Source organism: Rhizobium sp. PP-CC-3G-465 (assembly GCF_004343445.1).
Taxonomy (GTDB): Bacteria; Pseudomonadota; Alphaproteobacteria; order Rhizobiales; family Rhizobiaceae; genus Ferranicluibacter; species Ferranicluibacter rubi.
In genome coordinates this window covers 165407-191497 of the sequence record NZ_SLYH01000002.1, presented here as the reverse complement: position 1 = coordinate 191497, position 26091 = coordinate 165407, and the positions used below count along the sequence as shown (strand labels likewise).

Sequence of the window (26091 nt, the reverse complement as noted above, 5' to 3'; positions counted from 1 at the left end):
GGACCGCACGGAGTTCCAAAGCGCGTTCTGGTTTTTATTAGAAGTTACAATAGTTGAAAAATCAACTAGTTTTTTTGGAAAGCCGCAATATGCCTTTGGAGGGCTCACATGGCCTTCATAACGCTGATGTCGAAGCCATCGACCCGCGCGATATGGATGGGATGTCGCCCACCGGCGATCGGAGCCATCTCGGTTCCCCGCGCCGATTTCAGCTGCCGTGCGCGACCGAGTGCTGCGCGCAGGTTTCTGGATTTCAAAGTGCCGGCGGCGTCGGCCAGGGCCGCCAGACAATACAATCCTTCGTAGCAGGACTGCCCGTAGGCATTGGCGGGTGGCGGATTGTCGCCGTAAAAGCCGTGGTAGCGCTCCAGAAACGCTCCGTTGTTGCGAGATCGGATGGCGGAGAAGTATGCCGATGTGACGAACATGTTCTCCGTCTCGTCTTCGTCGAGGCCGTAGATGACTGTCTCGTCTACGGCCGATGCCAGCCGCAGCGCCTGTGAGGCAAGGCCGGCTGCCGCAAAAGCACGATGGAAGTGGACGGCGTCGAGCCCAAGGAAATGTGGCAGGACGACATCCGTCCTGGTCGCCCTGATCGCCGCGAACGACGCTTCGTAGTCGTGATGATCGAGCGGCAGGTAGCTCTCACCCGTCACGATACCGCCGGCATCGCGAATGATCCGCTTGGCGGTCGCGAATGAAGAGCGAGGCCAGATGTAATCGCTGCCGCAGAGGAAGAAGCGCGACACGTTTTTCGTTTGCATTAGCCACGCGATGGCGGGCCCAAGAAGTTCGCTCGACGTTTCCCCTGTGGTGACGATGTTGGGGTTGCTTTCCAGGCCCTCGAATTGCGGCGTGTAGATCAAAGGCACCGCGTCGGCGATGGCATTCAGCACGGGGTGGCGTGCGTAACTCGGGAACATGCCGATGATGGCATCGACGCCGTCGATGTCGATGGCCTGGCGCGCGGCAAGGGCGGCTGTGCTGCCCGTCGGGCCGGCATCGATGGTCAGCAATTCGACGCTACGGCCGAGCATGCCTGCACCGGCATTGATCTCGCTTGCCGCCAGATTGGCGCATGCCCAGGCCGAGGGTGCCCAAAGCCCTGCAGGACCGGTTTCGGAAACCAACAGGCCGATTTTTATGGCTGCCATTGTCTGCACTCCTGCGCATCCCACGTGACCAAATCGCAGCGTGATGCCAACGATGACGGACGCATATTTCGTGCCAGATTTTAAGCGCTTTCCAGCGTCACTGCGGCATTGCCGTGCCGATTTTTCATGCAAATGTGTTTTATCGCCTCTTTCTTGGGCTCGGGCTAAAAGAGGCGAAGGGCGACCAGAATGCCTTGAAGGATGATGACGGAGAATGTAGAAATATGAATAGTTGAAAACGAGGATATCGCGTGAGCACGCTTTCCGATGGCGAATCCGGGGAATTGCTGAAGCTGATCTCGGGCGTTAACCGCCAGTTCGAACAGACCATTGAGGCGCGACTGAAGCCGAGTGGTCTGCCGATCGAGCAATACCGGGTGCTGGAAGCCCTCGATCGCCATGATGGCCAATCCATGGGCGAACTGGCTGTCGAGGTTTTCGTCGATTCACCCACGCTGACCAAGATCATCGATCGCATGATTGCAAACGCGGACGTGTATCGGGCGCCGGATCCGAATGATCGCCGCAAGGTTCTGGTCTTCCGGTCGGACAAGGGTGCACAAACCCTCTTGAGCCTGCGGGCTATCGTCAAGGGCTCGCAGAGCGGAATCGTCAACCGGCTCGACCGCCATGAAGCAAGCCAATTGCGTTCCCTGCTGCGGAACATGCTGGGTGAAGCGTAGATCCTATCTCACGCAGGAGGCTGACCGCCTGCTTTCGGCGGTATCATCACCACTGCAATACCGATGAGCGCAATGGCCGTTCCGACGAAGAATGCCGGTCCCGGTCGTTCGCCGAGCGTCGCCATTCCGAGCCCCACGGTCATGAGAGGAAACATCAGCGTTAAAGGTGCGACAACACTCGCGTCGTAGCGCCTGAGGAGCCGGTAGTAGGCGGTATGGCTAACGACCGTGACGACGAGCGCGGAAAAGACCAGCAGACTTGCGAAGGCGGTCGCGCTGCGTGCGGCACTCTCCACCTGATGCGTTTCCAGCAGGAAAGACGAGAGGCTCAAGGGCAGGATGGATATCAGCCCTGTCCAGGCCTGCATGCGCAATGGCGTGATGTCCTTCAGCCGCTTCAGCAGAACCGAACCGAGCGCCAAGGACATGGCCGACAGAAGCACGAGAATCGCTCCGGTTCCCAGGGTTGCCTGTCCGGGACGCCATAACACGATGCCAACGCCGCAAAGCGCGATGGCAATCCCTGTACTTCGCAGACGTCCCACTCTCTCGCCGATCAGAAGTGCGGAAAGGAGCGCCGTCAGCGGTATGCCGACTTGCAGGAGAATCGCTGCCAGAGACGCGTCCACCAGGCCGTAGCCGCTCAAAAGCAGACCGAAATGGCCGGCTCCCATCAACAGGCCCACCAGAAGGACCGATCCGATCTGCGCCGGCATTGGGCGCAGAAAGGGCAAAAGGACCAGGGCTGCGAGCATGAACCGGCTTGCAGACAGAAAAAGGGGCGGAATGCCTGCCATGGCGATGACATAGCGGCTGAGAACGGCATTGACCGCCCAAATGAAGCAGATCCCAGCCATGATCATCCCGTCGCGCAGCGTCATGGACGCGCGGCCTGTTTCCACGCAGGCCGGGTGCGTGGCAACACGGAGTGCCGTTTCAATGTCATGGCGAGATCTTCATGGAGGGAGGAGGGTGCTTCGGCTTCAGAATTGGCGCCAGTCGCCGGCGGCTTCGAAGGCAGCGGCAGCTCGGTAGATTGTCGCTTCGGCATAATCCCTGCCGACCAGCATCATTCCCACCGGTAGACCATCTACCAAGCCACAAGGGATCGACATCGCCGGGTGGCCGGTCAGATCGAAGGGGCAGGTGTTGACGTTCAGCTCTGCCGCCCGCGTCATGATTTCCGATAGCGGCGCATCGACGGCCGGCAGTGGGGAGGCGACACGCGGAAGCGTTGGCAGCAGGATCAGATCGACCGTTTCGAAGGCGCGATCATAGGCTGCCTTGATCGTACGGGCGAGATTCTGCGCCTTGGCATAGTAGCGTCCGCGATGCTGCGTCATTCCCCAGTGCCCTGTCAGCATCGCGAGCTTCAAAGGCGCTGAAAGGGCATCGGCATTCTTGCGCCAGGATGCATGTTCGTCGATGAGGCCGACATCGTAGCGTCCCTTCCAGTTGAAGCCCATGCCGTTGCCTGTCATCATTTGCGCCGTCAGGCCCTCGACGCCGACCACCAGCCAGAGGGATGCCGCGGTGACATGCTCGGGAATGCACATCTCCTGCGTCGATGCGCCCATGGACGCCAGCCGCCCGGCGGCGCTGCGTACTTTCTCCGCGACGGCGGACTGCATTCCGTCGGCAGAAAACCCCTCCGCAAGAAGGCCGATCCGCAATCCATCAAGGCCCTGCCCCAGCAGGCGGCCATAGTCTTCACGGGCATGAGGGCGCTGGCGCGGATCGAGACCGTCTTCCCCCGCGATGACGTTCAGGAGCAGGGCATTGTCGGCAACGGTCGCCGTCATCGGCCCGGTGTGATCGATCGTTGCCTCGATCGGCATAATGCCAGTGTAAGGCACGAGGCCCCATGTCGGCTTCATGCCATAGACACCGCAATAGGAGGCCGGAATGCGGATCGAACCGCCCTGGTCTCCGCCGATCGCCATATCGGCTTCGCCCGCAGCAACGAGGACTGCGCTACCGGACGATGAGCCGCCTGCCGAGAAGCCGTGGCGCCACGGATTGTGTACGGGCCCGGGTTCGGATGTGTGGCTGCCGCCGGACATGCAGAAGCTTTCGCAGGTCGCCTTTCCGAGAATGGTGCCGCCAGCATCGAGAATGCGTGTCACCACCGTCGCGTCGGTCGAGGGCACGAAGTTTCCAAGGGTTGAAGAGCCATTGACCATCGGCACGCCCGCAAGGAAGACATTGTCTTTCAAGACGACGGTCTTGCCAGACAATATGCCTGTTTCAGCGCCTTTGACATGGCTCTTGCAGGCCCAGGCCCCGAGCCGGTTTTCATCTCCGGCCGGCCGGTAGCCCGGTGTCCGGTGATAGCGTACGGGTTCTGCTTCTTCCGCAAGCCTGTCGACCAGATCATAAGCATCGAGACTCGACTGCATCTCCTGGCGATAGTTGGCGATCTCAGCGGTCGAGAAGTGCAAACCGAAGGACTTGGCGGCTTCGCCGAGCTGCTCGATAGTTGGTCGTATCAGAGTCATGGAATGGGATATCTCCGACAGGGGCATAGCAAGAATATTAATTTGATTTTTCATTATTTGCAATTTCAAATTAACGAGGCGCTTTTTCTTGGATGTGCGAGCGATGGCAGGGGTGTGTGAGGCGCTATGGGAGCCACTCGAAAAATTTTGCGGAGGGCTTGGCTTGCGCGCAGAGGGAATCCTCAAGGGTATATTGTCGCGCAAATCTAATACCAGTATAGATCCGAGAAATTTTCTTGAGGCTAGGTATCGGCCACGTTCACAGGTGAGGGAACAGGATGGGGGAGGATCTGCTCGCATCGATCGGGAGGGAGCTGAAGGCTGCGCCTCAGGGACAGCCGCTCTACAAGCGGCTGAAGACGGCGATCGAGACCGTCATCCGCTCGAATACGGTCAGGGCCGGCGCTGTCCTGCCGGGCGAGCGAACGCTCGCGGACGCCCTGTCGCTTTCCCGCGTCACGGTCCGCAAGGCGCTCGCGCTTCTGGAGGAGGAACGGTTGCTCAATCGCCGGCACGGCTTCCGGACGGAGATCGGGTCACGCGTCGAGAAATCTCTCTCCACCTTGACCAGCTTCTCGGAGGATATCGTTGCGCGGGGACTGGTGCCCGGTTGCATATGGCTTTCCAAGGAGATAGGCCGCCCGTCTCCCGCCGAGATGATGGCGCTGGGCGTTGCGGGCAACAGCCAGATCCTGCGCATGAAGCGCATCAGGACGGCTGACGACGTCGCGATCGCGGTGGAGACCTCGACGGTTCCCGTTCGCTTCATTCCCTCGGGCGACATGGTCGGCGCGTCGCTGTACGAGACGCTGGAAGCCCGTGGCTTCCTGCCGCAACGCGCGGTTCAACGCATGCGCTCGCGCGGCGCATCCGCGCAGGATGCCGTACACCTTCACTGCGAGGTGGGCGCGCCGCTGCTGATGACGGAGCGCCGGTGCTTCCTGGCCGACGGTCAGATCGTCGAGTTTTGCGAGACCCGCTACAAGGGCGAGGTCTACGACTTCGTGTTCGAACTGCAGAGATAATACCAGTTTGTGGCTGGTTGCCATCTGGTATTTTCCGATTATCGTGATGCCGAACCGGAGTGTCGCGTGTGTTCGCCGAAGACCTGAAGAACAGCCTCATCGTCTCCTGCCAGCCGGTGCCCGATGGCCCGACGGACACGGCCGACTTTGTGGTCGGCTTTGCGAAAGCTGCCATCGATGCCGGCGCCCGGGCCTTGCGGATCGAGTCCGTGGCCTATGTCGCGGCCGTCCGGGCTGCGGTCACCGTTCCGATCATCGGGATCGTCAAGCGCGACCTCGACGACAGCGCCGTTCGCATCACGCCCTTTGTCGCAGATGCGGAGGCGCTGATGGCGGCAGGTGCCGACATCGTCGCTTTCGACGCCACCGACCGTCCCCGTCCGGCCTCCGTGGAGGCACTCGTGCAGGCCGTCAAGGCGCGGGGCAAGCTGACGATGGCGGACTGCTCGAGCCTCGAGGATGCAAGACGGGCGCTGGCCGCCGGCGCCGATTTCGTCGGCACCACACTGTCGGGCTATGTCGGCGGTCCTGAGCCGGTCGATCCCGATCTCGACTTGATTGTGGCCATGCGCAGGCTGACCCCCTTCGTGATCGCCGAGGGGCGCATCCGCACGACCGAACAGGCGGCAGCGGCGGCACGGGCAGGGGCTTATGCCGTCGTCGTTGGTTCCGCCATCACTCGGACGGAGCATGTCACGGCCTGGTTCCGAGATGCTGTCACTTCGGCCTATGGGAGCAGGACCGATCAGGAGAATGCGGTGCTTGCCATCGACATCGGCGGCACGAAAACCATGGCGACCCTGGTCGTCGGAGGCGAGGTGGTCGAGGACATCACGGTTCCTACCCGAAGAGAAGACGGCCCGGACGCTTGGCTTGCGGGCATCGCGGAGGCCACACGATCCTGGACGGGACGTTACACGCGCGTCGGTATCGCGGTCACTGGCTTCATCGAGGATGGACACTGGTCGGCATTGAATGCGGCAACGCTGAATATTCCTCATCGATATCCGCTGCTGAGCCGAGCGGCGGCCCTGTTCGCCGTGCCGGTTCTTGCCGTTAACGATGCGCATGCGGCGGCCTGGGGGGAGTTCAGGTTCGGCGCCGGGGCTTCGGCGTCGCGCGGCAGGGGCGATAGGCACGGCAACCTGGTGTTTCTCACGATCTCGACCGGCATTGGCGGCGGCATCGTGATCAACGGCCGGCCGCTTGACGGGCTCGCCGGCCACTTCGGGCTCATCCGCGGCCCGTCCGCCGGTAGATCGCCGCTGGAAGACCTGACCTCAGGCCGATGGATGGCCGCAGAGGCCGCCAGGCTCGGGCATGCGGCAACGGCGGCAGAGATTTTCACATGGGCAGGCGAGGGGGCACCCTGGGCGAAGGAGATCGTCGCGCAATCCGCATTCCGCGCCGCGACGCTCTGCCGCGATATCCAGATGATGCTGGACCCCGGCGTGATCGTGATCGGCGGCGGCATCGGGCTTGCCGATGGCTACATCAAGCGCATGCGCCGTACCTTCGACGGGATGGATGCCCGCGTGACGCCCCGGCTGGTGCCAGCGCTGCTTGGCAGCCGGGCGGGCGTCGTCGGCGTCGCAAGCCTTGCCGCGGAGATGACCCAGAGACAGACCTGACCGTAACTTCCATCAACGATAACAAAGGGAACGTAGATGACATCGAACAGGACATGCCTATCGGCGCTTGCCATGCTTCTCGCGAGCGTCTCGCTGCCCGCCACCTCGAACGCAACGGTGACGGTGCTCGGTTGGCCGGGCGGATCGGAGGAAACAGCCCTGCGCGCTGCGGTCGAAACCTATAACGGCACGTCCGGCGTTGCGGATGCCGACAAGGTGGATCTGCTGTTCTTCAACCGCGAGGGTTTCTACGACAAGCTGCAGGCCGACATGGCGGCGGGCTCGACCGCTTTCGACATCAACCTCGTCGCCACCTACTCGATTGGGCGCTATGCGCCCTACATGGAGCCGATCGATCTCGGCAGCGAGGCCGAAAAGACCTTCGGCGATGCCGTGCTGAAGACGATGCAGTTCGAGGGCAAGCAATATGGCGTGCCGACCGATCTGTCGCTGCACTTCATGTACTACCGCAAGGACCTGATGGACGCCCTGATGCAGGACGAGGCCGGCAAGAAGAAATATGCCGAAATCTCGCAGCAATTTCTCGGCAAGGCGCTGCAACCGAAAGACCCCGATAGCTGGACCTGGGACGACTGGGCGGCGACCTCTCTCTATTTCTCCAAGCAGGTCAATTCCGAAAGTCCGGTGCGCTACGGCACGGTGCTTCAGATGAAGAACCTGCTGTTCAACATGATGGTGTTCCAATCCCTCCCGCGCGCCTATGGGGGCGACTGGACGGACAAGGACGGGAACGTGACGGTGGACAGCGATGCCTACCGGACCGGGCTCGAACTTTACAAGACGCTCTACGACGCTGGCGCATCGCCGAAGGACTCGCTCAGCTACGAATATCCCGAAACCAATGCGGCCTTCAGTTCGGGCCAGGCGGCAACCGCCCTGCAATGGAACGCTGCCGCGGCCGATCTGACGAACCCGGAAACCTCTCCGGCCGTGGCCGGGGTTACCGGCATCGTCGCGCCGCCCGCAGGCCCGAACGGCCGCGCCGACCATATTCACGGCCTCGGTCTCGGCCTGAACAAGAATGCCAAGAACAAGGAGGGCGCCACCCGGTTCCTGAAATGGCTGGCGACGGAGGAGGCGGCGCTCGCTTATGCCCGCAGTGGCGGTTCTCCCGCCCTCGTGCCGGAGGTGGTCGCCAAGGTTGCCGAGGCACGCCCCGATCTCGTCAAGCTGGGCGAATTCGCCAGCAAATACGGCTACGTCATGAACGGCGCGACGTCGGCGAACGCGCTTTCGATCTACGAGCTTCAGGCAAAGGAATTCACCGGCTACTGGGCCGGTCAGCAAAGCCTCGACGAGGCCTTGGCAAACACCAAGTCCGGAATGCAGACCCTCCTCAAGAAGTGACGGCATTCCCCGGGCGGCGCATTCATCGCGACGCCCGGACCGTCCGTGGATCGACATGACCATTGTACGACGCTCCGAGGGACTTGGCTTTCTGACGCCGCTGGTCGGCTTTCTCCTGCTGTTCCTCGGCTTTCCCGCCATCATCAACCTGGTCTATTCCGTCTCGACCGTGACGTTCGAGACGCTGCGCGCGCCGACGATCAGCGGCTTTGGCAACTATCTTACCGTGCTTGCAGACAGGGATTTCTGGCGGGCAACGTCCTTCTCTCTCCGCTTCGGCCTGCTGACGGCCATTGCAGAATGCCTGCTTGGCCTGTTCCTGGCGGTGTTCCTCGCCCCGCTTCTGACGAAGCGTCCCGTGCTGATGGCGCCGTTGATGTTGCCATTGATGGTGGCGCCGGCGATGGTCGGCCTGATGTACCGGCTGGTGCTGCACGAGTTCGCAGGGCCGGTGCCCTACTATCTCTTCGAATGGTTCGGCGACAGTCCGGCCTTTCTCGACATTAACAACGCCTTCTGGACGCTGAGTGTCGTGGAAATCCTGCAATGGACGCCGTTCGCCTTCCTGCTGTTCTACATGGCCTATGTCGCCGTACCCAACGATATCCGCGAGGCCGCCGCCCTCGACGGCGCTTCGGGCTGGAACGTGCTCTGGCTTATCGAACTGCCGCTGATGCTGCCGACGCTCGTCATCGCCTTCTTCATCCGGTTCATCGATGGCTTTCGCGTGTTCGACAATGTCTACGCCCTGACCGGCAGCGGCGCCGGTGGCTCCACGATGTCGCTTTCGATCTACATCTACCAGGCCTTCTTCAAGCAAGGGGCGATCGGCAAGGCCGTGGCTGCATCCGTGGTGCTGTTTCTGGCATCGCTTGCCGTGCTCTATATGCTGAACTGGCTGGCCAGCCGGCGGCGCAGGAGCTAGACCATGATGAAAACCTTGCGCTGGATCGTCTTTGTCATCGCCGTTCTCGCGATGAACTTCCCCATCATCGTCACACTCGTCACGTCGTTCAAAAGTGCGCGCGAGCTGTCCGTCAATCCGGGTCTCTGGATCGGCCAGCCGACGATCGAGAACTATCTGCGGATCCTCACGCAGACGGACCGTTTCAACATCTACGCCTATCTGTGGAACAGCACCGTCGCCGCGCTGATCGGGACGGGCCTTGCGATCCTGCTCGCGTTTCCTGCCGCCTATGCCATTGCCAAGAGCGATGTCGGACGGCGGACGCTGCTGCCGATCGTCATCAACCTGCGCGCCGTGCCGCTGATCATCTTCGCGATCCCGCTCTACATGATGTATCAGTGGCTCGGACTGCTCGACACCCAGCTCGGCCTCGGGCTGATCCTCACCATCGTCAACATACCGCTGGCGCTCGTGATCCTCGTCGATGCGATTTCCGACGTTCCGCTCGAGCTTGACGAGGCGGCAAGGATGGACGGTGCCAGTTCCTGGCAGATCATGACGCGGATCATTCGTCCCGTCGTTCGTCCGGCGCTGGTGACGACCTTCATTTTCGGTTTCATCACAGCCTGGAACGAGTTTCTCTTCGGGTTGATGCTGACCACCAGCCGCGCCGTCCCCGCAACCGTCGGCGCCTCGTTCTTCTTCGCTGCCAGCGGTGGCGGCGTCCAGTGGGGAACAGCCTCCGCCGTCATGGTCCTCGGCGCCTTGCCACCGGTTCTCCTCGGTCTCGTCATGTACCGCCAAATCTCAGGCTCGATGATGGCGGGCGCCGTGAAGGGCTGACGGCCGTTTCGAACCAGACGGAAAGGACATCATGCGCTCAAAAGCGAGCAATATAAAATAACGCTTCCCGACCATGGCGAGGAGCGCCCACTTGTGCTCCAAAGGTCGAAATGGACGCTGTCATGGAGGATGATATGGAAAAGGCACTGGGGTGGGGCATTCTGGCGACGGGATGGATTGCTGAACTGTTCACGCAGGACTTGATCGATGCAGGGCTCACGGTTGCCGCAGTGGGCTCGCGAAGCCCGGAAAAGGCGGCCGCCTTCGCTCAACGCTTCGGTATATCCAATGCTCACGGGAGCTACGAAGATCTGGTTGCCGACCCTGACGTCGATATCATCTATGTCGCTACGCCCCATCCTCAGCACGTCGCTGCAGCCCTGCTGGCACTCGATGCCGGCAAGCACATCCTGATCGAGAAGCCGTTCACGTTGAATGCTCCGGAAGCCCGGCAGATCGTCGAGCGCGCCGCATCGAAAAACCGCGTCGTCCTGGAGGCGATGTGGACGCGGTTTCTGCCGCACATGCGACGGATTCACGAGGTCATCGATGCGGGGACGCTGGGAACGCTTCGCTCCTTGACCGCCGAGCACAAGCAGTCGCTGCCGACCGATCCGCACCATCGCCTGAACGCGCTGGACCTCGGAGGTGGTGCTCTGCTCGACCTCGGAATCTACCCGATCTCTTTTGCATTCGACATTCTGGGTCTTCCGACGGAGGTCAAAGCGACGGCGCGGTTCAAAGACACAGGCGTCGACGCGGAGGTGGCGACGGTCATGCAACATGCTAACGCCGCGATCTCCTTGACAACGTCCGCTCTGGACTGCGCCGGGCCCAACACCGCCGTCATCTACGGCTCGAAGGCCCGCATCGAGATTGCATCCGTCTGGTATTCGCCGACCTCATTCCGCGTCATCGACCAGGAAGGCGCCATTCTGGAAGAGTTCATAGAAACGGTCACCGGGCGTGGAATGCAGTTCCAGGCATTCGAGATGGAACGGCTTGTCCGGTCCGGTTCAGCCTCCAAGGTGATGAAACCTGAGGAAACCATTGCCATCATGGAGACGCTGGATGAGGTCAGGCGTCAGATTGTCCTGGTGTACCCGTCGGAACAGGGCATGTCGTAGAACGCGGCATCTCGGAACGGATTGTCGAACCGCGCCGGATTCCCAAAGCACATCATGTCCCATCCGCCATCGCATTATAGCGATAGGATTTTTGCCCCTCGCCCAGGCTGGATGCCCGCAGCCGGGCTTCCAGATGGGGCATCATCGTCTCCACGGCGGTGCGGGCGGTTGCTTCCGCCGGGGTGTCCTGGCGTTCGAGGATGGCGGCGATCTCGGTAAGGACGGCGTCGCGATCGATCGTGACGACCTTGCCGCCATCGACGACGAGGCGGCCGCCGACGAAGACCTGGTGGATGGCATGGCGGCCACCGCGGTGGAGGAGCGCTTCGACGATCGGCGTGCGGGGATGGATCGCAGGCCGGGCGATCTTGCGGCGATCCATCAGCACGATATCGGCCTGCTGGCCGGGCACGAGCCGGCCGGTGAAGCCGCCAAAGCCGACGGACCGGGCGCCGTGCTCGGTCGCCATCTGGAGCACGGCGGCGGCATCGGGTCGTTCGTTGAAGAGACCGGTTTCGCGATGCAGCGCCCAGACCAGTTTCATTTCCAGCGTCATGTCGCGATCATCCGCGATGTTCGACTGGTCGATGCCGAGCGAAACGGGAATGCCGCGGCGGCGCATCTCGTTGACAGGGGCGATGCCGCTGCCGAGCCGCAATCCCGACGAGGCGTTATGGCACAGGGTGCAGCCGCAGTCCGCGATCAGGTCGAGATCTCCACGGCTCATCCAGTTGCCATGGCCAAGCGTCAGTTCCGGCCCGAGGCATTCGATCGCCTTGAGGTGCTCGACCGCGCTGTGGCCGTATCGCTTATACGCAAAGTCCCGCTGACGTTCGGTTTCCAAGAGGTGCATGTGCACGCTGCCGCCGGTCGCGCGTGCGGTGTCCATGATGGCCTGCAGGCAGGGATCGCTGCACCAGTGCAGGTTGGCGGGTGCCAGGTTGAGGCGGACATGGTCGCCGTTGGCGGGCAGCCAGCGGTCGCGCAGGTCTTGGTAGAATGCCATGAGCTCGGAAATGGGGATGGCGGCAGCAGCGAGCTTCGGGGCGATCCAGTCGCGGACATCTGTGGGAAGCCCGGCCAGCACCTCGGCATCGTCGTCATAGCCAAGAATATTGCGGTCGCGGATCATGAAGCAGAAACCGGCCCGCATGCCGATTTCGCCATAGGCGGACAGCGTGGCGTCGGCCGTTGCCATCCAGCCGTCCGGCGTGCCGGAAAGGCCGCTGTTGATGTGCTGCACGGTCGTCGTGCCGCTTTCCAGCATCTCGATGGCCGAATAAAGCGTATCGAGCCGGGTATCGACAGGCCGCATGGCGCGAAATTGCGGCAGCCAGAGTTCGAGCGGCGCGAACGGAATGCCCTGCATCAGCGGCGTCACGCCGAAATGGTGATGGGCGTTGACGAGGCCCGGCATGGCGATCATGTCGCGGGAGCCGTAGCGCGGCAGGTGGTCCTGGCCGTAGCCGACGGCCTCCAGCGGCCCAATCTGGGCAATCACGCCGCGATCGACGCGAATGCCGACATCGTGGCGCATCTGCATTCCGCCGTCCGCATCGAGCCCGGTCAGCACGGTGCCGGCCTCGATGATGCAGTCGGAAACAGGCGATCTCGCGGGCATGGTCATCGATAGTCTCCGATCATCCCGAGGCGCCGGGCGGCCACCACCCTGTAGAGCGGATCGCCATAGGCAGCCATCTCTTCGAAAGCGGAAAAGGCAAGGCTGATATCGTGTTCGTCATAGCTCTCGGCGGCAGCGGCGTGGATGTCGGCCCAACCGGGGGCCGGCAGATGGCGCCAGCGGTCGAGAGCCGAGGCCTCCGGCAGAACGGGAAAGCCCAGCTCACCCATCAGCGCGGCGATGCCCTGCCAGAAGACGCGCAGCATCGTGTCCGTCGTTGCCGCATCGCAATGTGGGGAAACGAGGCGGATCCAGTGCAGCCCGGTGAGGGCGTGCAGCGCTGCGAAATGCTGGGTTCCGGCAAAGAGTGCCAGCGCTGTGGCGGCCATGCGCCGCATCGTGTCCGGCCCGATCTCCAGCCAGTCGACCACCGGCCTGAAGGCGGGCACGGCGGCAGCGTCGCGCATGTTCTGCCAGAGGAGATCGTGCAGCGGCAGACCGTGTAGCGGCGCAATCTCCGCCGTAAGTGCCAGAACCTCCGCCGGGTCGTCGGTTCGGGGTCTCTCCCCGGTCGCCGCGGGAAGCGGCAGGTATGTGGCGGCCCAGTAGCCGAGCGCGATGGCGACGGCATCGGGGTCCTGTTCCAAAACGCCATAGGCCGTGCGCATCAGCGCGTGGAAAGCGCTTGCCGCGATGCCGGGGGCAAGCCGCGGGAGATAGCGCCGCAAAGCGCCATCGATCCCGAGACGCGAGACTTCGCCTAAGAAGAACAGACGCAGTTCCGGCTCTCTCTGCCGCTCGCCGAGACGGGATGTCCATGTTCCCACGGTGAGATGCGATCGCGCCTGCGCAAAGGGCAGGAGCTTCTTCGTGTCGCGATAGTAGGAGAAGAACCGGCGCAACTGATGCGGTTTTCCGCCGATGCGGGCAAGCGCAACCAGCACCATGGGTGCGTGGTTGGCGAAGGTACGGTCGAACTCCGAGCCCCAATGCGGCATCTCCGCCATCAGGGCGGCGATCTCGTTCCCGGCGGTTTCCTGCAGGGTCATCGTTCTGTCTCCGGTATCGGTGCCTCGGTGGGCCTATCGGTGAAGATCGGCGGCATCGCTCAGGTCTTTTGCGAAAAACGTGTGTCGAGCGTCAGGCGCGCGAGGTCGAACGCCGCGGTGGCGGATACAAGCCCGACGAGGGCCTCTGCCGCGCGGCGTAGCACGGTCTCGCCCTTTGCCGCCGTGGCATTGGCCGCATTGCCGCAGACGCCGGCCGTATGCAGGTCCTGCGCCTGCCAGCCGAAGCCGACCGCGCCCTCGGCCGTCAGCGGGCTGCCGGAGCGCTCGATCTCCACCGTCAGTGGCACGAAGTCTTCGCTCAGGTCCATCGCGACCCGCTCGGGCGCAATCGCCAGCATCATGCTGGTCTCGATATCGCCGCCGTGGATGCCGTGGGCGATTTCGGCGGACAAGAACAGGTCGTCGATGGCGGTGATCCGGAACCAGGAGCATCCGACCGCCAGCATGCCAAGGTCGCGGCGGATGTCCCTGCAGGCGATATCCATCAGCGCGATCTGGCCACCGTGCGAATTGAAGAAAAGGATCCGGCGAACGCCAGCGCGGTGCACGCTCGTCGCCAGATCCAGCCAGACCCGTCGCAGCGTTTCGCCGGAAATGGCGAGCGTTCCGGGAAAGGCGATGTGCTCGTCCGATTTGCCGACGGTCATGGCCGGGAGGATCAGCACGTCGGTGTCGTCATTTAGAAGGGCTGCGAAGCGGTCGAGGATCGCCGCATTGATGGCGGCATCGACATGGACGGGAAGATGCGGCCCATGCTGCTCGATCGCCGCGATCGGCAGGATCGCCACGGTATTTGCAAAATCGCGCGTGGCGAACTCCGCCGTCGTCAGGTCCTGCCAGAGAAACGAACGGGTCATTGCGCCGCCTCCGTCTCAAGGGCCGCCAGGCGCGCCTCGAAGTCGTCTGCCACCGGGAGATCGACGGAGGCATAGCACTCGAGCGCCGGCAGGATCGCCTGTTCCTGATCGAGAAGCAGGCGACGCAGCACGCCGCGCACCAGCCGGGGAACGGCGTGGCGATGCCCGCTGATCGAGGTGGAATGCGGACCCTGGCTGACGAAGCTCGCGCTGTTGAAGGCAAAGACGCGGCCGACCCAGGCGTCCTCTTCGTGCTTCGGCAGGAAGCCGTAGAAGGCATCGAGATAGGGCAGGCGTGCCAGGCGCTCGTCCGCCTCGTCGTCCGGCGGCGTGTAGCGTTCGCCCCAGAGTGCGATGCGGGCGGACAGGCTCTTCAGTTCGGCGCGCGCCGGCAGATCGACCGCCATGCCGGTCGCCAGCAGCAGGTGATCGAATTCGAGCACGCCACCGGGCGTCGTCACGCGGATGAAACCTTGCGTTTCCCGAACGTCGAGCCAGGGCGTTGCCGGACGAAGGCGGAAGCCGGGCAGGGCCATCGCGGTCTCGAAGCTGCGCACCGGTGGCGGCTGGTCGTTCTTGCGGAAGAACCGGGCGATCTGCCAGCGGGTCGTGTCGGAGAGGTCGGGATAATGCGTCATCATCCCCGGCGTCTCGATGGCGCGGTGCGGATTGGTGCGCGGCAGCCGCGGACGGCGAAAGCACAGATCGACGGAAGCAGCACCGGCCGAAAGCGCCTTGATGGCATTGTCGAAGGCGGAGGCGCCGTGGCCTAGCACGCCGATGCGCTTGCCTTTCAGGCGGACGAAATCCACCGGCCCGTTGGTGTGATCGTAGCGGCTCTTGTCCAGACTGTCGGAGACGAAGGCCGGAACCCGCCAGGCGCCGGCGCCGTCGAAACCGGTCGCCAGCACGACGGCACGCGCCAGCGTCCGGGTGACGGTTCCCCGGCAGAGGCTGGTCACCGCTATCAGGTCGCCGTCCGCCGCGACGTCGAGGACCTGCGTTTCGCTGGTGATCGTGATGTCGAAGACGCCGGCATACCAGTCGAGATAGGCCTTCCAGTCGGTTCGCGGAATGCGCGGCAGGTCCGCCCAGGCGACGACGCCGTACCGCGTTTCGAACCAGCGGCGCACCGAGAGGTTGGGCACGTTGAATTCGTTGCCCACCTGCGTTTTCGGCGTGCGCAGCTCCTCCATGCGGGCGAAGGTCAGCCACGGCCCCTCCGAGCCGGCGGGCGCGCTGTCGAGGACACGCACGTCGGCAAGGCCCTCCCACTTCAGTCCGGCGGCCAGGGTTACCCCCGACTGGCCGCCACCGACGATGATGACGTCGGCAACGGAGCCTGCCGCGTGACCGTCGAGGGGCGCGAGCCAGCCGGGCGCCGGATATCCGAGGGCAGCGAGATCGGCGCGCGCGGCCTGTTCCAGGTCGTCGAGGGTTGCAGGTGTGGAGGTGATGGGGGAGATGATCATTCGGGGTCTCGCATGGGAGAGGCACGGCGGCGCAGGCGGCGGCGGTTCAGTTCGGTCAGGGCGACGATGACGGCTGTCAATACGAGGACGGAGACCTGCATGGCGTTGAGGTCGGGCTTCAGTTCCCGCCGAAATTCCGACGCGACCACCAGAGACAGCGGCTGCGTTCGGCCCGCCAGAAACATCGAGATCGTGAGGTCGGCGAGCGAGAGGATGACGCTGATGGAATAGGCGGCCCCGAGCGCGCCGCTCAACTGCGGCAGGAGCACGCGGCGGAAGCTCTGCCATGGCGTGGCGCCGAGATCGCGCGCCGCCTCCTCCAGCCGCGGATCGAGCCGGATGAGGACCGCGGCGATGATCGTGGTGGCGAAAGGGACGGCAACCAGTGTCTGCGCCGCAATCAGCGCGGTCGCGCCCCGCCCGAGCCCCACCCAGTTCATCAGCATCGCCTGCGCGATGGAGAGCACGGTCTTCGGCACCAGAAAGGGAAGGATGACGAGGACGACGAAGACCGCGCGAAACCGCAGGCCCGGTGCCGTCAGGGCAAGCGCTGCCAGCAGTCCGATGAACGCGCCAAGGATGCCGACGGGCTGCGCGATGAGGAAGCTGGTCAGGAACCCTTCGAGAAAGGCCCGGTTGCCGAAGAGGTCTGCGTACCAGGAGAGCGTGAAGCCGCTCAAGGGAAAGGCCATGAGGCTGGAGGCGTTGAACGAGAAGATCGCGAGCACGACGATCGGCAGGTAGAAGAAGCCGACGCCGAGCGCGAGCACGAGGGAGACGGTTCGGCTCATGGCAGGCGCCCCGCAAAGACGGCCCGCGCACCCCGCATGCGCAGGAGCAAGCCCGTCATCATGGTGGCGCAGCCGAAGAGCACGATGAGAAGGCTGAGCGCGAGAGCCGAGGCGAGCGGCCAGTCGAAGGCCGTGCCGAACAGATTGTCGATCATCGCCATGGGGGTTGCGCCGGAGGTGCCGCCAAGCAGGCTCGGTGTCAGCATGTCGCCGGCGGCAAGAGCGAAGACGGCGAAGAGCCCGACGGCAAGTCCCGGCGTCGTCAGGGGAAGGATCACCTTGGTAAAGGCCTCGACCGGTCGGGCGCCAAGATCGCGTGCCGCCTCGATCAGCCTGTGATCCACCAGCTCCACCGAGATCCAGATCGCCAGAACCATGAAGGGCAGGTTGTTGTAGAGCAGCACCAGATGCGTGGTGAACGGCGAGAACAGCAGGACCTTCAGCGGCGCGTCGATCAGGCCGAAACCCTTGAGAACGGCATTCACGAGACCTTCGGAGCCGAGCACGATCCGCCAGGCGTAGATGCGCACGATCTCGCCGGTGTAGAGGGGCGTGAGAAGGACGATGTTGGCGACGCCTTTCCAGACGACCGGCAGGCGGGCCATGGCCAGCGCCAGGGGATAGCCGACAAGGGCTGCGAGCCCAGCCGTGACGAGGCCGGACACGACCGCCTTGCCGATCAGGAAGGCGAAGACCGGATTGGACAGGATCTGCCCCCAGCTGTGGCCGGAGAGGTCGGGCACCATCTCGAAGGCGTCCATGTCCACCGTGAAAACGCTGAAGACGAGAAGCAGACCGAGCGGCAGGACGCAGCCGAGCACGAGGGCAAGCGCCACGGGGAAAGCGAGATGGACGCGGGAGAACGGCATGCTCATCCCTCCGCGTGCGTGATGAAGGCGCGGGCTCTATCGTGTTCGAGCCCGATGTCGGTGCCGGGATCAAGGGCCGTGTCGCTCATGACGCGCAGCAGGCAGCCATGGCATTCCGCTTCGATCAGGAACCGGTCGCCCCGGAACACCACGTGCTGCACCCGGGCCCGCAGGGCCGAGGGGGCGGTGGACACCTGCAGGTGTTCCGGGCGAATGACGAGCATCGCGTCTGCCCCGCTTTCCAGCCCCTCGACTGCCGGCGCCTGCACGATGCCGAGCGGCGTTTCGAGCGTCGCATTCGCCTGCATTTCATCCCGGCTCGTTGTGAGGATCTTTCCGGAGACGAGGCTTGCCGAGCCGATGAAGTCGGCGACGAAGGCGCTCGCCGGCCGTGCGTACAGCGTCAGCGGATCGGCCTTCTGGACGATGCGGCCCTTGTTCATGACCACGACGATATCGGACAGGGCGAAGGCCTCGTCCTGGTCGTGCGTGACATAGACGAAGGCGATGCCGAGCCTGCGTTGCAGATCCTTCAGCTCGATCTGAAGATGGCCGCGCATCTTCCGGTCGAGGGCGGACAACGGTTCGTCGAGGAGGAGCATGTGCGGCTCCCCGATGATGGCGCGGGCCACGGCCACGCGTTGCTGTTGCCCGCCGGACAGCTGGTGAGGATATCGTGCGCCGAAATCTCCCATGTGAACGGCATCGAGCGCGCGCTTCACGCGCGAGGACGGATCGCCCGACCCGCGCCGCAAGGTGAGCGAGAATGCGACGTTCTGAAACACCGTCAGGTGCGGGAACAGGGCATAGCTCTGGAAGACGGTGTTGACGGGTCGGCGCTCCGGCGGCACGCCCTTGAGCGGGCGTCCGTCGAGGACGAGCGATCCCGCGTCCGGTGTCTCGAAGCCGGCGATCATCCGCAGGATCGTCGTCTTGCCGCATCCCGACGGCCCGAGCAGCGTGGTGAAGGCCCGCTCCGGAATGTCGAGATCGACCCCATCGACGGCACGGCCCTTGCCGTAGGATTTGACGAGGCCGCGGGCCGACAGGATCAGGCCCGCTTCGGGCGTGACGGACGTATGCTCCGGCATGGTCAGCTTGCCTTGACCTCGTTCCAGATCTTCAGCCAGTCCGAGTAGTTATCGGGCGCGACCGGCCACATGAAGGACTTCATCACCTCCATGTCATCCACGAAGATCGCGGCCTGCTGCTCCTTCGTCAGATCGTCGCGGATGATCGAGGAGGTCGTCGCGTAGTTGCCGATCCGGGCGATCTCGGTCGCGTATTGCGCGCCGAGCAGGTAGTCGGCGAACTTCAGAGCCAGCTCGGTCTTTTCGGGCGAAAGCGAGGCGGGCATCCCGAAGCAGTCGCACCACCCCATGATGCCGGCTTTTGGCTTGGCCATCCCCATGGGAAGCTTTCCCTTCAGCTCGTCATAAGGCACGCGCCAGGAGAAGGCGCAGGACACCTCGCCGGTCGCAAAGAGGTTGGTGAGGTCACCGATCGTCTGCCAGTAGGTCCGCAGCAGCGGCTTTTGCGCGATGAGAAGCTTCTTGGCTTCCGCCAGTTCCTTTGCATCCATCACGAACACCTTGTCGCGCGGCACGCCGGCCACGAGCCCGGCGATCGCGATGGATTCCAGCGCATAGTCGCGCATGGCGAGCTGGCCGGAATATTTCGGGTCGAACAGCGTCGTGTAGTCCGGCTCCTTGTCGAATTTGTCGGTGCGATAGACGAGGGGATTGAGGCCCCAGAGATAGGGGACGGCGAAGAGCTTGCCGCTGTCGTCCAGCACCTTCGGCGTCGTCTTGAAGACATCGTACATGCGGGCGGCATTGGGAAGCTTGGAAAGATCGATCTCCTTGAGGAGGCCGGCCTTGATATAGCGCCAGCTGCCGTTGAGCGACGGGTTGATCATGTCCCAGTCCGCCGCCGAGCCCGTCTTCAGGGCTGCGAACTGCGCATCCTCGCTGGAGAGGAAGGAGAGCTTGATCCGGGCGCCGGTCTCCTTCTCGAAAGCGGCGACATATTCCGGATGACCGTTGGATTCCCACGTCGCCCAGACGAGTTCGGAAACGGCGGCGTGCGCAGCACTCGTCGAACCCAGAATGCCGGCGGCCGTTCCCGCAGCAAAGCCCGCCAGTATTTCCCGTCGTGTCAGTCCCTGCTGCATCGTCTCACCTCTTGCCGGTTTCTTTTGCACTGCAGCAAGTGTGCGTTTTTTGAGCACGAACGCCTATAACCAGATCGCAATAGACACTATTGCGGCTTTGCGAAGAGGGCATCAGAGGGGGACGAGGCATGTCTCCGTCGTTGCCGCGCGATCCAGCGCGCGAACGTCGGCTGCCACCGACTTGATCATCTGGCGGAGCCAGGCGTGGTCCGGCGAATGGTGCTTGCAATCGTGCCAGAGCATGTAGAACGTCATCTGCCCGAGCTCTGTCGGCGCATCCAGCACCGCAAAGGGGAAAGCCTGGGCGATCTGCTCGGCGAAATGCCGGCCCGTGGTGAACACGAGGTCGGACTGGGCGACGACATAGGGCGCGATGGCATATTCGGGCACGGTCACGCCGATCCGCCGCTTCAGTCCCAGCTCGATCAGCCGCCCGTCGATGGGGCTGAGATGCGCGCGCTTGTCGGAGGTCGGCGAAAGATGGTTCTCCCGAAGAAATTCCTCCATCCCGATGCGGTCGCGCCGGCCGGCGAAAGGGTGGCTCGACCGCACGACGCAGACGATGTCGGTCGTCAGAAGCGTCGACATTCTCAGGTGTTCAGGCGGATGCGGCCAGTTCCCGATCACGGCATCGATGGTGCCGTCGGCCAGCTGTGCAAGGAAATCCTCATAGCTCGGCAGCGGGCAGACATCGATATTGACCGAAGGAGCGACGCGGGCGATGCGTCCCACGAGCGGCGGCAAAAAGACGGTGCCGAGGCAGTTGGCAGCAACGATACGGAAGGTCCGCTTCGACGTTGCGGGATCGAAGGTGGGGTGCGGCGCGAGCTGCGCATCGATCGTCCCCAGAATATCACGGATGGTCTCCCGCATCGCAAGTCCGCGCTCCGTCGGCACCAGCGTGCTGCCCGAGCGCACGAGAAGAGGGTCATCGAGAAGCTCGCGCAGTTTGCGCAAGGTAAGGCTGACGGTCGGTTGCGCCTGCCCCAAAAGCTCCGCCGTCCTGGAAACGCTGCATTCCGTCAGGAGCAGCAGCAAAGTCCGCATCAGCCGGACATCGAGCGATCCACTTGCCTGTGTCGTCATGGCATGTCGCTTTCATTGGAGGGACATGCCATCGAGACGCATATTTCGTGCCACGTGGGAGCGAGGCTGCTTGTACGGGCGGGACCTATCCGAAGGACGCGGTTCACCGGGGGCGCACAGGGGAGCGGAGACTTCGGAAACGACCGAGTTCTGGTTCGGTTCTGCTTCTGATCTTCGCTCGGCGTTCACGGCAGGGCCAAAACCCGCCAAGAAGAACGACATGTCATCCATCGGTCATAAGGCGCTGGACAAGATAGTGGACATCATCCACTATCTTGTCGTCAGGCATGCATACATGCCGGCCACTGCGGACAAAGTTACAAAAAAAGGGGAACTTATGTCGCAAAAACCCGCGTCGTCCGACGTGGTGCTGTCCGTTCGCAATCTGACGGTGGATCTTCCCGTCGGAATGGAGCGAGCCCACGCCGTCAGCAATATATCGTTCGATCTTCGATCCGGCGAAATCCTCTGCATCATTGGTGAGTCCGGTTCCGGAAAGTCTGTCACCGCCAACACGATCATGGGGCTACTCCCACCATCTATCCGCGTCAGCGGGGGTGAGATTCATTTCAAGGGCATGGATATTCTCGCGACCAGCGAGGCGAAAATCAGACCACTCCGCGGCCAGGCCGTCTCCATCATTTTCCAGGATCCGCTGTCTGCCTTGAATCCCCTGATGACCGTCGGCGATCAGATTGCCGAGGTCATGAAGGCCCACAATGTCGGCACAACCAAAAGCCGGAAGGCGAAGGTTCTCGAACTGCTGGAAGAGGTCGGGCTACCCGATCCGGCCCTCATGCACCTGCAATATCCATTCCGCCTCTCGGGCGGCCAGCGCCAGCGCGTGATGATCGCCATGGCACTTGCGCTCGATCCAGATGTGCTGATTGCCGACGAGCCGACGACTGCGCTCGATGTCACGACCCAGGCGCAGATCCTCGACCTCATCCGCAAGATCCAGCAACGCAAGAACATGAGCGTCATGTTCATCACGCACGATTTCGGGGTCGTGGCCGAGATCGCCGATCGTGTCGTGGTGATGGAAAAGGGACATCTTGTCGAGCAGGGTAGGGCCGAAGACGTGCTGGTCAGCCCCCGTCATCCCTACACCCAGCGCTTGGTCGCGGCCGTTCCACGCATGCGGAGCGACGATCAGATCACACCCGAGGAAACGCCGATCGTTCTTCAGGTCGAAAATCTGGAGAAGGCGTACCGCAGCGGTGGTTCCGTCTTCAGCAAGGCGCGTGTCGTCAAGGCGGTGAACGGCGTCAGCTTTATCTTACGCAAAGGCCAGACCCTTGGCGTCGTTGGGGAAAGCGGTTCGGGAAAGTCATCGCTCGGACGCGTTCTTCTCAAGCTTCTGGAGCCTGACGGCGGCGTTATCCGCTTCGACGGCCGCGACATCGCTCAGATGCCGGAAGAAAGCTTCCGGAGGCTGCGGCCCTATATCCAGATGATCTTCCAGGATCCGTTCGCCTCTCTCAACCCGCGTCATACGATCGGCAGGATCCTGACGGTCGGGCCCGTTGCCCATGGTATGACGGTTCATGAAGCGAGGGTAAAAGCCATGGGTCTGCTGAAGCTTGTCGGCTTGGACGAGCAGGCATACGAGCGTTTTCCGCATGAGTTTTCCGGCGGACAGCGACAACGCATCGGCATCGCTCGGGCCTTGATGTTCGACCCGGTGGTTCTGGTCGCCGACGAGGCGGTGTCAGCACTCGACGTGTCCATTCAGGCCCAGATCCTGGAACTGCTGGCGCGGGTTCAGAAGGAGATGAAGGTGGCGATCATCTTCATCACCCATGACCTTCGGGTGGCCAGTCAGATCTGCGACGACGTTCTGGTCATGCACAAAGGCAGCGTCGTGGAACATGGGCCGCCTTCAAGGATCTTCCGCGCGCCCGCACATGACTACACGCGAGCGCTTGTTGCGGCGATCCCCGGTGCCGAGTGGGAAGCCCGAGCGGCGGCGATAGGCTGACGACGGGTCCTCAACGCGTTGGCCTTGCGGGAAACGATACGCCGCTACGGAAGAGACATCCTGCATCACCCTGATCTCGGCGGAGGTCAGGGCTCAATGTATTGCGAAAATTATGTAATTGTTTTTGTTAGATAATTCGTAATTTTTGGCAGGAAACCAGTTGCAAAAGTCCACTAAATGAACTTTCATAAGATCACGAAAGTGTAACAGGACATGGGGGGAGACTTGAACGGCAGCGCCCCGAGCGCCGTGCTGCCGTGAACCCTTGTCTTTCAACGGAAATATGATGCCAAAACAACCGTCAAAGCCGCCGACCACGCCGCAGGACATCAATCTCGACGTCCTCGAAGGCACGCTGAGCTTTTATATTCGAACGATAAATATCGCTGTCTCCCGAGATCTCGACACGTGTCTCGAGGGCCTGGACGTTGCCAAGGGGACAGGAAAGATAACGACATTGCTGTTGGTCGACAGCTATCCGGGAATTCGTCCATCGGTCATCGCCCATCTAACGATGCGTGATCGCTCCGCGATGGGTCGCCTGATCGAACAGATGGTGGCGCACGACCTGATCCGGCGGGAGGTCTCTTCGGAAGACAGCCGCGCCCAGGAACTCTACATCACCGAAGCGGGCGCAGCACTGGCCGTCAAGATCAGGGAGCTCGTGCCCAAGCAGTCGCGCGACTTCTTCAGCTTCATACCGGACGACGAACAGCAGCAACTGATGGACATTCTCCGACGTGCCTATCGTCGCATCGTGGAGACCACATGAGCGCGAACGCCACAAACCGTGTTGCCCTTATCTCCGGTGCCAGCCGCGGCATCGGCGATTATGTCGCAGCCGAATTGCTGCAGCAGGGCTGGGCTGTCTCGCTGGCCATGCGTACGCCGGCACGTCCGGCATGGGCTGCCGGCCACGACGAGCGCGTTCATCTGATAGACTATGATGCCAAGGACGTGGAGGCGGAAAGCCGTTGGGTGGATAGTGCCCTTCATCGTTTCGGTCGCATCGATGCCATCATTGCCAATGCCGGGATCATGATCCCGAAAACGGTGATCGAGGCCGACGAAGACGATATCGAGGCCATGCTGTCGGTCAACGTGAAGGCCCCGCGCCGGCTTGCCAAAGCGGCCTGGAGCGCGCTGTGCGAGAGCGGCCACGGACGGGTCATCATCCTTGCGTCCCTGTCCGGAAAGCGGGTCAAGTCGGCAGCGGCGGGCAGCTATTCGCTATCGAAATTTGCTGCCGTCGCGCTTTCTCACGCCATCCGCCAGGCGGGCTTCGACAGAGGAATTCGCGCGACCGCCGTCTGCCCGGGGTTCGTCGCCACCGATATGGCCGCAGCATTGACCGATCGCCCGACGGATCAACTGACCCAGCCCGGCGATCTCGCGCGCATCATCGCCATGCTTATCTCTCTTCCGAACGAGGCGTCCGTCGCCGAATTCGCCGTCAATTGCCAGCTCGAGGAGTTCTTCTGAAATGCCCGGTCCATATGTCGTTCCTGTCCATGGCGATGCAGACCTTCCCAGCGAGGTCGATGTCGTCGTGATCGGTGGGGGAATTATCGGAACCTCCACTGCGCTCGAGCTCGTCGAAAGCGGTCTGAGGGTCGCACTTTGCGAAAAGGGCGGCATCGGACACGAGCAGTCGAGCAGGAATTGGGGCTGGGTCCGTATCTCCAGGCGTGATCCGCGTGAAGTGCCGCTGATGGCGGAATCGCTGCGCCTCTGGGCAGATCTCAATCGTCGAACAGGACGTGAAACCGGCTTCAAGCGCGCAGGCATCGTCTTTACCTGCGCCGACGAGAAACAGTTCGACGATCATGAGCGCTGGAACCGCAATCTCGAAGGGTACCAGATCGAGTCCCGCATGCTGAGTGCCGCTGAATTCAAGGCGAAGTATCCCGACAACACCATGAAGATCGCTGGTGCGCTCTACACCGCCGGCGATTGCCGGGCAGAGCCCCAAAAGGCGGCGCCGGCCATTGCGGAAGCAGCGAGAGACCGCGGCGCGCATATCCTCACAGAATGCGCGGTACGTGGTTTGCAGCTATCCGGTGGCCGCGTGTCGGGCGTGGTCACGGAACGTGGCGAGATCGCCTGCACGTCGGTTGTTCTTGCCGGCGGTGCATGGTCCAGCCTGTTCCTTGGCAACAACGGTCTCGACCTCCCGCAGCTCAAGGTCCTGAACTCGGTCCTGCGCACCAAACCGCTCGAAGGCGGACCGGAAGAGGCGATCTGGGCCAGCGGCTTTGCGCTGCGCAAGCGCCAGGACGGCGGCTATACGATTGCCGATGGTTTCCAGAACATCGTCGATCTCGTGCCGGCCTCGTTTCGCTACGCGATGAAATTCATGCCGGCCTTTTCCCATGAATGGCGTTCGTTGCGTTTCCGCCTGGGTGGTCGCTTCTTCGATGAAGCCCGTATTCCACGCCGCTGGGCTCTCGATGAAGCTTCGCCGTTCGAACATAACCGCGTGCTCGACCCCATTCCCTCCAAGGCCCTGGCCGACGAGGCGCTGAAGCGGTTGTCCGAGGCATTTCCGGTCTTCAAAAAGGCAGAAATCGCGCAGCGCTGGGGCGGTATGATCGACGTCACGCCGGACGCCGTGCCGGTCATCGATGCCGTCGATGCCATTCCGGGTTTCCATGTCGCAACCGGCTTCTCCGGTCACGGCTTCGGTATTGGACCCGCCGCCGGCAAGCTGATGGCCGACATCGTCACCGGACGCAATCCAATCGTCGATCGTCACGACTTTCGGTTCAGCCGTTTCAATGACGGCTCCAAGATCGAGCTGGTCAGCGGCTTTTGACGGATAGGGCAGGCGAACGAGCGCCGCCTGCTCCGATGCATGAAGCAGGAAACTGCTGATGGGAGGAAAACTGCCCGTAGAGGCGGAGATAAGAACCGATCATCGCGTGCAACCATCGGA

The 26091-nt window shown here is 62.7% G+C and carries 23 protein-coding genes; 11 read left to right on the top strand and 12 right to left on the bottom strand.

The features are described 5' to 3' along the window. Positions 1-104: 104 nt before the first annotated feature. Positions 105-1154, bottom strand: coding sequence for a substrate-binding domain-containing protein (locus C8J33_RS13285; protein ID WP_110807848.1), 1050 nt, complete (start codon positions 1152-1154; stop codon positions 105-107). Between the two features lie 251 nt (positions 1155-1405). On the opposite strand from C8J33_RS13285, the gene C8J33_RS13280 reads away from it, so the two are divergent. Then, the gene (locus C8J33_RS13280; RefSeq protein WP_110802146.1) at positions 1406-1837 is read left to right on the top strand and encodes a MarR family winged helix-turn-helix transcriptional regulator; all 432 of its coding nucleotides are present in this window, start codon (positions 1406-1408) and stop codon (positions 1835-1837) included. An 8-nt stretch (positions 1838-1845) separates the two neighbouring features. Here the strand turns inward: C8J33_RS13280 and C8J33_RS13275 are convergent, their stop codons facing one another. Continuing rightward, complete coding sequence (locus tag C8J33_RS13275; RefSeq protein WP_110807849.1) at positions 1846-2718, bottom strand: DMT family transporter; 873 nt, start codon at positions 2716-2718, stop codon at positions 1846-1848. Positions 2719-2820: 102 nt separating this feature from the next. Next, positions 2821-4335, bottom strand: a complete 1515-nt coding sequence (locus C8J33_RS13270) for an amidase (protein ID WP_110807850.1) — start codon at positions 4333-4335, stop codon at positions 2821-2823. Positions 4336-4613: 278 nt separating this feature from the next. Between C8J33_RS13270 and C8J33_RS13265 the strand changes: the two genes are divergently transcribed. The 6 genes from C8J33_RS13265 to C8J33_RS13240 all read left to right on the top strand — a co-directional run bounded on the left by C8J33_RS13265 (position 4614) and on the right by C8J33_RS13240 (position 11236). Then, entirely contained in the window at positions 4614-5360 is a 747-nt protein-coding gene (locus C8J33_RS13265) for a GntR family transcriptional regulator (RefSeq protein WP_110736566.1), read from the top strand. Positions 5361-5428: 68 nt separating this feature from the next. Then, entirely contained in the window at positions 5429-6991 is a 1563-nt protein-coding gene (locus tag C8J33_RS13260; RefSeq protein ID WP_132664630.1) for a putative N-acetylmannosamine-6-phosphate 2-epimerase, read from the top strand. Between the two features lie 36 nt (positions 6992-7027). Next, on the top strand, positions 7028-8359 hold the full coding sequence (locus tag C8J33_RS13255) for an extracellular solute-binding protein (protein ID WP_110807852.1): 1332 nt from the start codon (positions 7028-7030) through the stop codon (positions 8357-8359). Positions 8360-8414: 55 nt separating this feature from the next. Further along, positions 8415-9284 carry a carbohydrate ABC transporter permease gene (locus tag C8J33_RS13250; protein ID WP_110807853.1) on the top strand — a complete coding sequence of 290 codons (870 nt, stop codon included), beginning with the start codon at positions 8415-8417 and terminating at the stop codon, positions 9282-9284. A 3-nt stretch (positions 9285-9287) separates the two neighbouring features. Continuing rightward, positions 9288-10109 (top strand): carbohydrate ABC transporter permease, encoded by an 822-nt coding sequence (locus tag C8J33_RS13245; protein ID WP_110729160.1) that lies wholly within the window; start codon positions 9288-9290, stop codon positions 10107-10109. Positions 10110-10243: 134 nt separating this feature from the next. After that, positions 10244-11236, top strand: a complete 993-nt coding sequence (locus tag C8J33_RS13240; RefSeq protein WP_110807889.1) for a Gfo/Idh/MocA family protein — start codon at positions 10244-10246, stop codon at positions 11234-11236. 52 nt (positions 11237-11288) lie between these two features. Here C8J33_RS13240 and C8J33_RS13235 read toward each other — a convergent pair whose 3' ends face one another. From C8J33_RS13235 to C8J33_RS13195, 9 genes are all read right to left on the bottom strand, one after another. Next, the gene (locus C8J33_RS13235; RefSeq protein WP_245423282.1) at positions 11289-12863 is read right to left on the bottom strand and encodes an amidohydrolase family protein; all 1575 of its coding nucleotides are present in this window, start codon (positions 12861-12863) and stop codon (positions 11289-11291) included. Further along, on the bottom strand, positions 12860-13906 hold the full coding sequence (locus C8J33_RS13230) for a questin oxidase family protein (RefSeq protein WP_110807854.1): 1047 nt from the start codon (positions 13904-13906) through the stop codon (positions 12860-12862). Before C8J33_RS13230 ends, C8J33_RS13235 begins: the two co-directional genes overlap by 4 nt. A gap of 59 nt (positions 13907-13965) precedes the next feature. Continuing rightward, positions 13966-14784: a creatininase family protein gene (locus C8J33_RS13225; RefSeq protein WP_110807855.1), complete on the bottom strand. Its 819-nt coding sequence runs from the start codon at positions 14782-14784 to the stop codon at positions 13966-13968. Next, positions 14781-16256, bottom strand: coding sequence for an NAD(P)-binding domain-containing protein (locus tag C8J33_RS13220; RefSeq protein WP_110807856.1), 1476 nt, complete (start codon positions 16254-16256; stop codon positions 14781-14783). Before C8J33_RS13220 ends, C8J33_RS13225 begins: the two co-directional genes overlap by 4 nt. Next, positions 16253-17047 (bottom strand): ABC transporter permease, encoded by a 795-nt coding sequence (locus C8J33_RS13215; RefSeq protein ID WP_110807857.1) that lies wholly within the window; start codon positions 17045-17047, stop codon positions 16253-16255. Before C8J33_RS13215 ends, C8J33_RS13220 begins: the two co-directional genes overlap by 4 nt. Beyond that, entirely contained in the window at positions 17044-17916 is an 873-nt protein-coding gene (locus C8J33_RS13210; protein WP_245423283.1) for an ABC transporter permease, read from the bottom strand. Before C8J33_RS13210 ends, C8J33_RS13215 begins: the two co-directional genes overlap by 4 nt. A 2-nt stretch (positions 17917-17918) precedes the next feature. Then, the gene (locus tag C8J33_RS13205) at positions 17919-19007 is read right to left on the bottom strand and encodes an ABC transporter ATP-binding protein (RefSeq protein WP_110807859.1); all 1089 of its coding nucleotides are present in this window, start codon (positions 19005-19007) and stop codon (positions 17919-17921) included. Between the two features lie 2 nt (positions 19008-19009). After that, complete coding sequence (locus C8J33_RS13200; RefSeq protein WP_245423284.1) at positions 19010-20089, bottom strand: ABC transporter substrate-binding protein; 1080 nt, start codon at positions 20087-20089, stop codon at positions 19010-19012. 111 nt (positions 20090-20200) lie between these two features. Beyond that, positions 20201-21175, bottom strand: a complete 975-nt coding sequence (locus C8J33_RS13195; RefSeq protein WP_110802169.1) for a LysR family transcriptional regulator — start codon at positions 21173-21175, stop codon at positions 20201-20203. 337 nt (positions 21176-21512) lie between these two features. Here C8J33_RS13195 and C8J33_RS13190 point away from each other — a divergent pair, with 337 nt between their 5' ends. From C8J33_RS13190 to C8J33_RS13175, 4 genes are all read left to right on the top strand, one after another. After that, positions 21513-23156: an ABC transporter ATP-binding protein gene (locus C8J33_RS13190; RefSeq protein WP_110807892.1), complete on the top strand. Its 1644-nt coding sequence runs from the start codon at positions 21513-21515 to the stop codon at positions 23154-23156. A gap of 286 nt (positions 23157-23442) precedes the next feature. Continuing rightward, positions 23443-23928 (top strand): MarR family winged helix-turn-helix transcriptional regulator, encoded by a 486-nt coding sequence (locus tag C8J33_RS13185; RefSeq protein WP_110802173.1) that lies wholly within the window; start codon positions 23443-23445, stop codon positions 23926-23928. Then, positions 23925-24638: an SDR family NAD(P)-dependent oxidoreductase gene (locus C8J33_RS13180; RefSeq protein ID WP_110802175.1), complete on the top strand. Its 714-nt coding sequence runs from the start codon at positions 23925-23927 to the stop codon at positions 24636-24638. The genes C8J33_RS13185 and C8J33_RS13180 overlap by 4 nt, the downstream gene beginning before the upstream one ends. A 1-nt stretch (position 24639) precedes the next feature. Beyond that, positions 24640-25971, top strand: a complete 1332-nt coding sequence (locus C8J33_RS13175; RefSeq protein WP_110807860.1) for an NAD(P)/FAD-dependent oxidoreductase — start codon at positions 24640-24642, stop codon at positions 25969-25971. Positions 25972-26091: the final 120 nt, after the last annotated feature.

Excerpts from the sequence above, each read along its gene's own strand:
- C8J33_RS13255 (WP_110807852.1), top strand. The coding sequence starts at position 7,028 with ATGACATCGAACAGGACATGCCTATCGGCGCTTGCCATGCTTCTCGCG.
- C8J33_RS13230 (WP_110807854.1), bottom strand. The coding sequence starts at position 13,906 with ATGACCCTGCAGGAAACCGCCGGGAACGAGATCGCCGCCCTGATGGCG.
- C8J33_RS13265 (WP_110736566.1), top strand. The coding sequence starts at position 4,614 with ATGGGGGAGGATCTGCTCGCATCGATCGGGAGGGAGCTGAAGGCTGCG.
- C8J33_RS13275 (WP_110807849.1), bottom strand. The coding sequence starts at position 2,718 with ATGACGCTGCGCGACGGGATGATCATGGCTGGGATCTGCTTCATTTGG.
- C8J33_RS13250 (WP_110807853.1), top strand. The coding sequence starts at position 8,415 with ATGACCATTGTACGACGCTCCGAGGGACTTGGCTTTCTGACGCCGCTG.
- C8J33_RS13245 (WP_110729160.1), top strand. The coding sequence starts at position 9,288 with ATGATGAAAACCTTGCGCTGGATCGTCTTTGTCATCGCCGTTCTCGCG.
- C8J33_RS13240 (WP_110807889.1), top strand. The coding sequence starts at position 10,244 with ATGGAAAAGGCACTGGGGTGGGGCATTCTGGCGACGGGATGGATTGCT.
- C8J33_RS13270 (WP_110807850.1), bottom strand. The coding sequence starts at position 4,335 with ATGACTCTGATACGACCAACTATCGAGCAGCTCGGCGAAGCCGCCAAG.
- C8J33_RS13225 (WP_110807855.1), bottom strand. The coding sequence starts at position 14,784 with ATGACCCGTTCGTTTCTCTGGCAGGACCTGACGACGGCGGAGTTCGCC.
- C8J33_RS13285 (WP_110807848.1), bottom strand. The coding sequence starts at position 1,154 with ATGGCAGCCATAAAAATCGGCCTGTTGGTTTCCGAAACCGGTCCTGCA.
- C8J33_RS13195 (WP_110802169.1), bottom strand. The coding sequence starts at position 21,175 with ATGACGACACAGGCAAGTGGATCGCTCGATGTCCGGCTGATGCGGACT.
- C8J33_RS13205 (WP_110807859.1), bottom strand. The coding sequence starts at position 19,007 with ATGCCGGAGCATACGTCCGTCACGCCCGAAGCGGGCCTGATCCTGTCG.
- C8J33_RS13190 (WP_110807892.1), top strand. The coding sequence starts at position 21,513 with ATGTCGCAAAAACCCGCGTCGTCCGACGTGGTGCTGTCCGTTCGCAAT.
- C8J33_RS13235 (WP_245423282.1), bottom strand. The coding sequence starts at position 12,863 with ATGACCATGCCCGCGAGATCGCCTGTTTCCGACTGCATCATCGAGGCC.
- C8J33_RS13180 (WP_110802175.1), top strand. The coding sequence starts at position 23,925 with ATGAGCGCGAACGCCACAAACCGTGTTGCCCTTATCTCCGGTGCCAGC.
- C8J33_RS13175 (WP_110807860.1), top strand. The coding sequence starts at position 24,640 with ATGCCCGGTCCATATGTCGTTCCTGTCCATGGCGATGCAGACCTTCCC.
- C8J33_RS13185 (WP_110802173.1), top strand. The coding sequence starts at position 23,443 with ATGCCAAAACAACCGTCAAAGCCGCCGACCACGCCGCAGGACATCAAT.
- C8J33_RS13200 (WP_245423284.1), bottom strand. The coding sequence starts at position 20,089 with ATGCAGCAGGGACTGACACGACGGGAAATACTGGCGGGCTTTGCTGCG.
- C8J33_RS13220 (WP_110807856.1), bottom strand. The coding sequence starts at position 16,256 with ATGATCATCTCCCCCATCACCTCCACACCTGCAACCCTCGACGACCTG.
- C8J33_RS13215 (WP_110807857.1), bottom strand. The coding sequence starts at position 17,047 with ATGAGCCGAACCGTCTCCCTCGTGCTCGCGCTCGGCGTCGGCTTCTTC.
- C8J33_RS13210 (WP_245423283.1), bottom strand. The coding sequence starts at position 17,916 with ATGCCGTTCTCCCGCGTCCATCTCGCTTTCCCCGTGGCGCTTGCCCTC.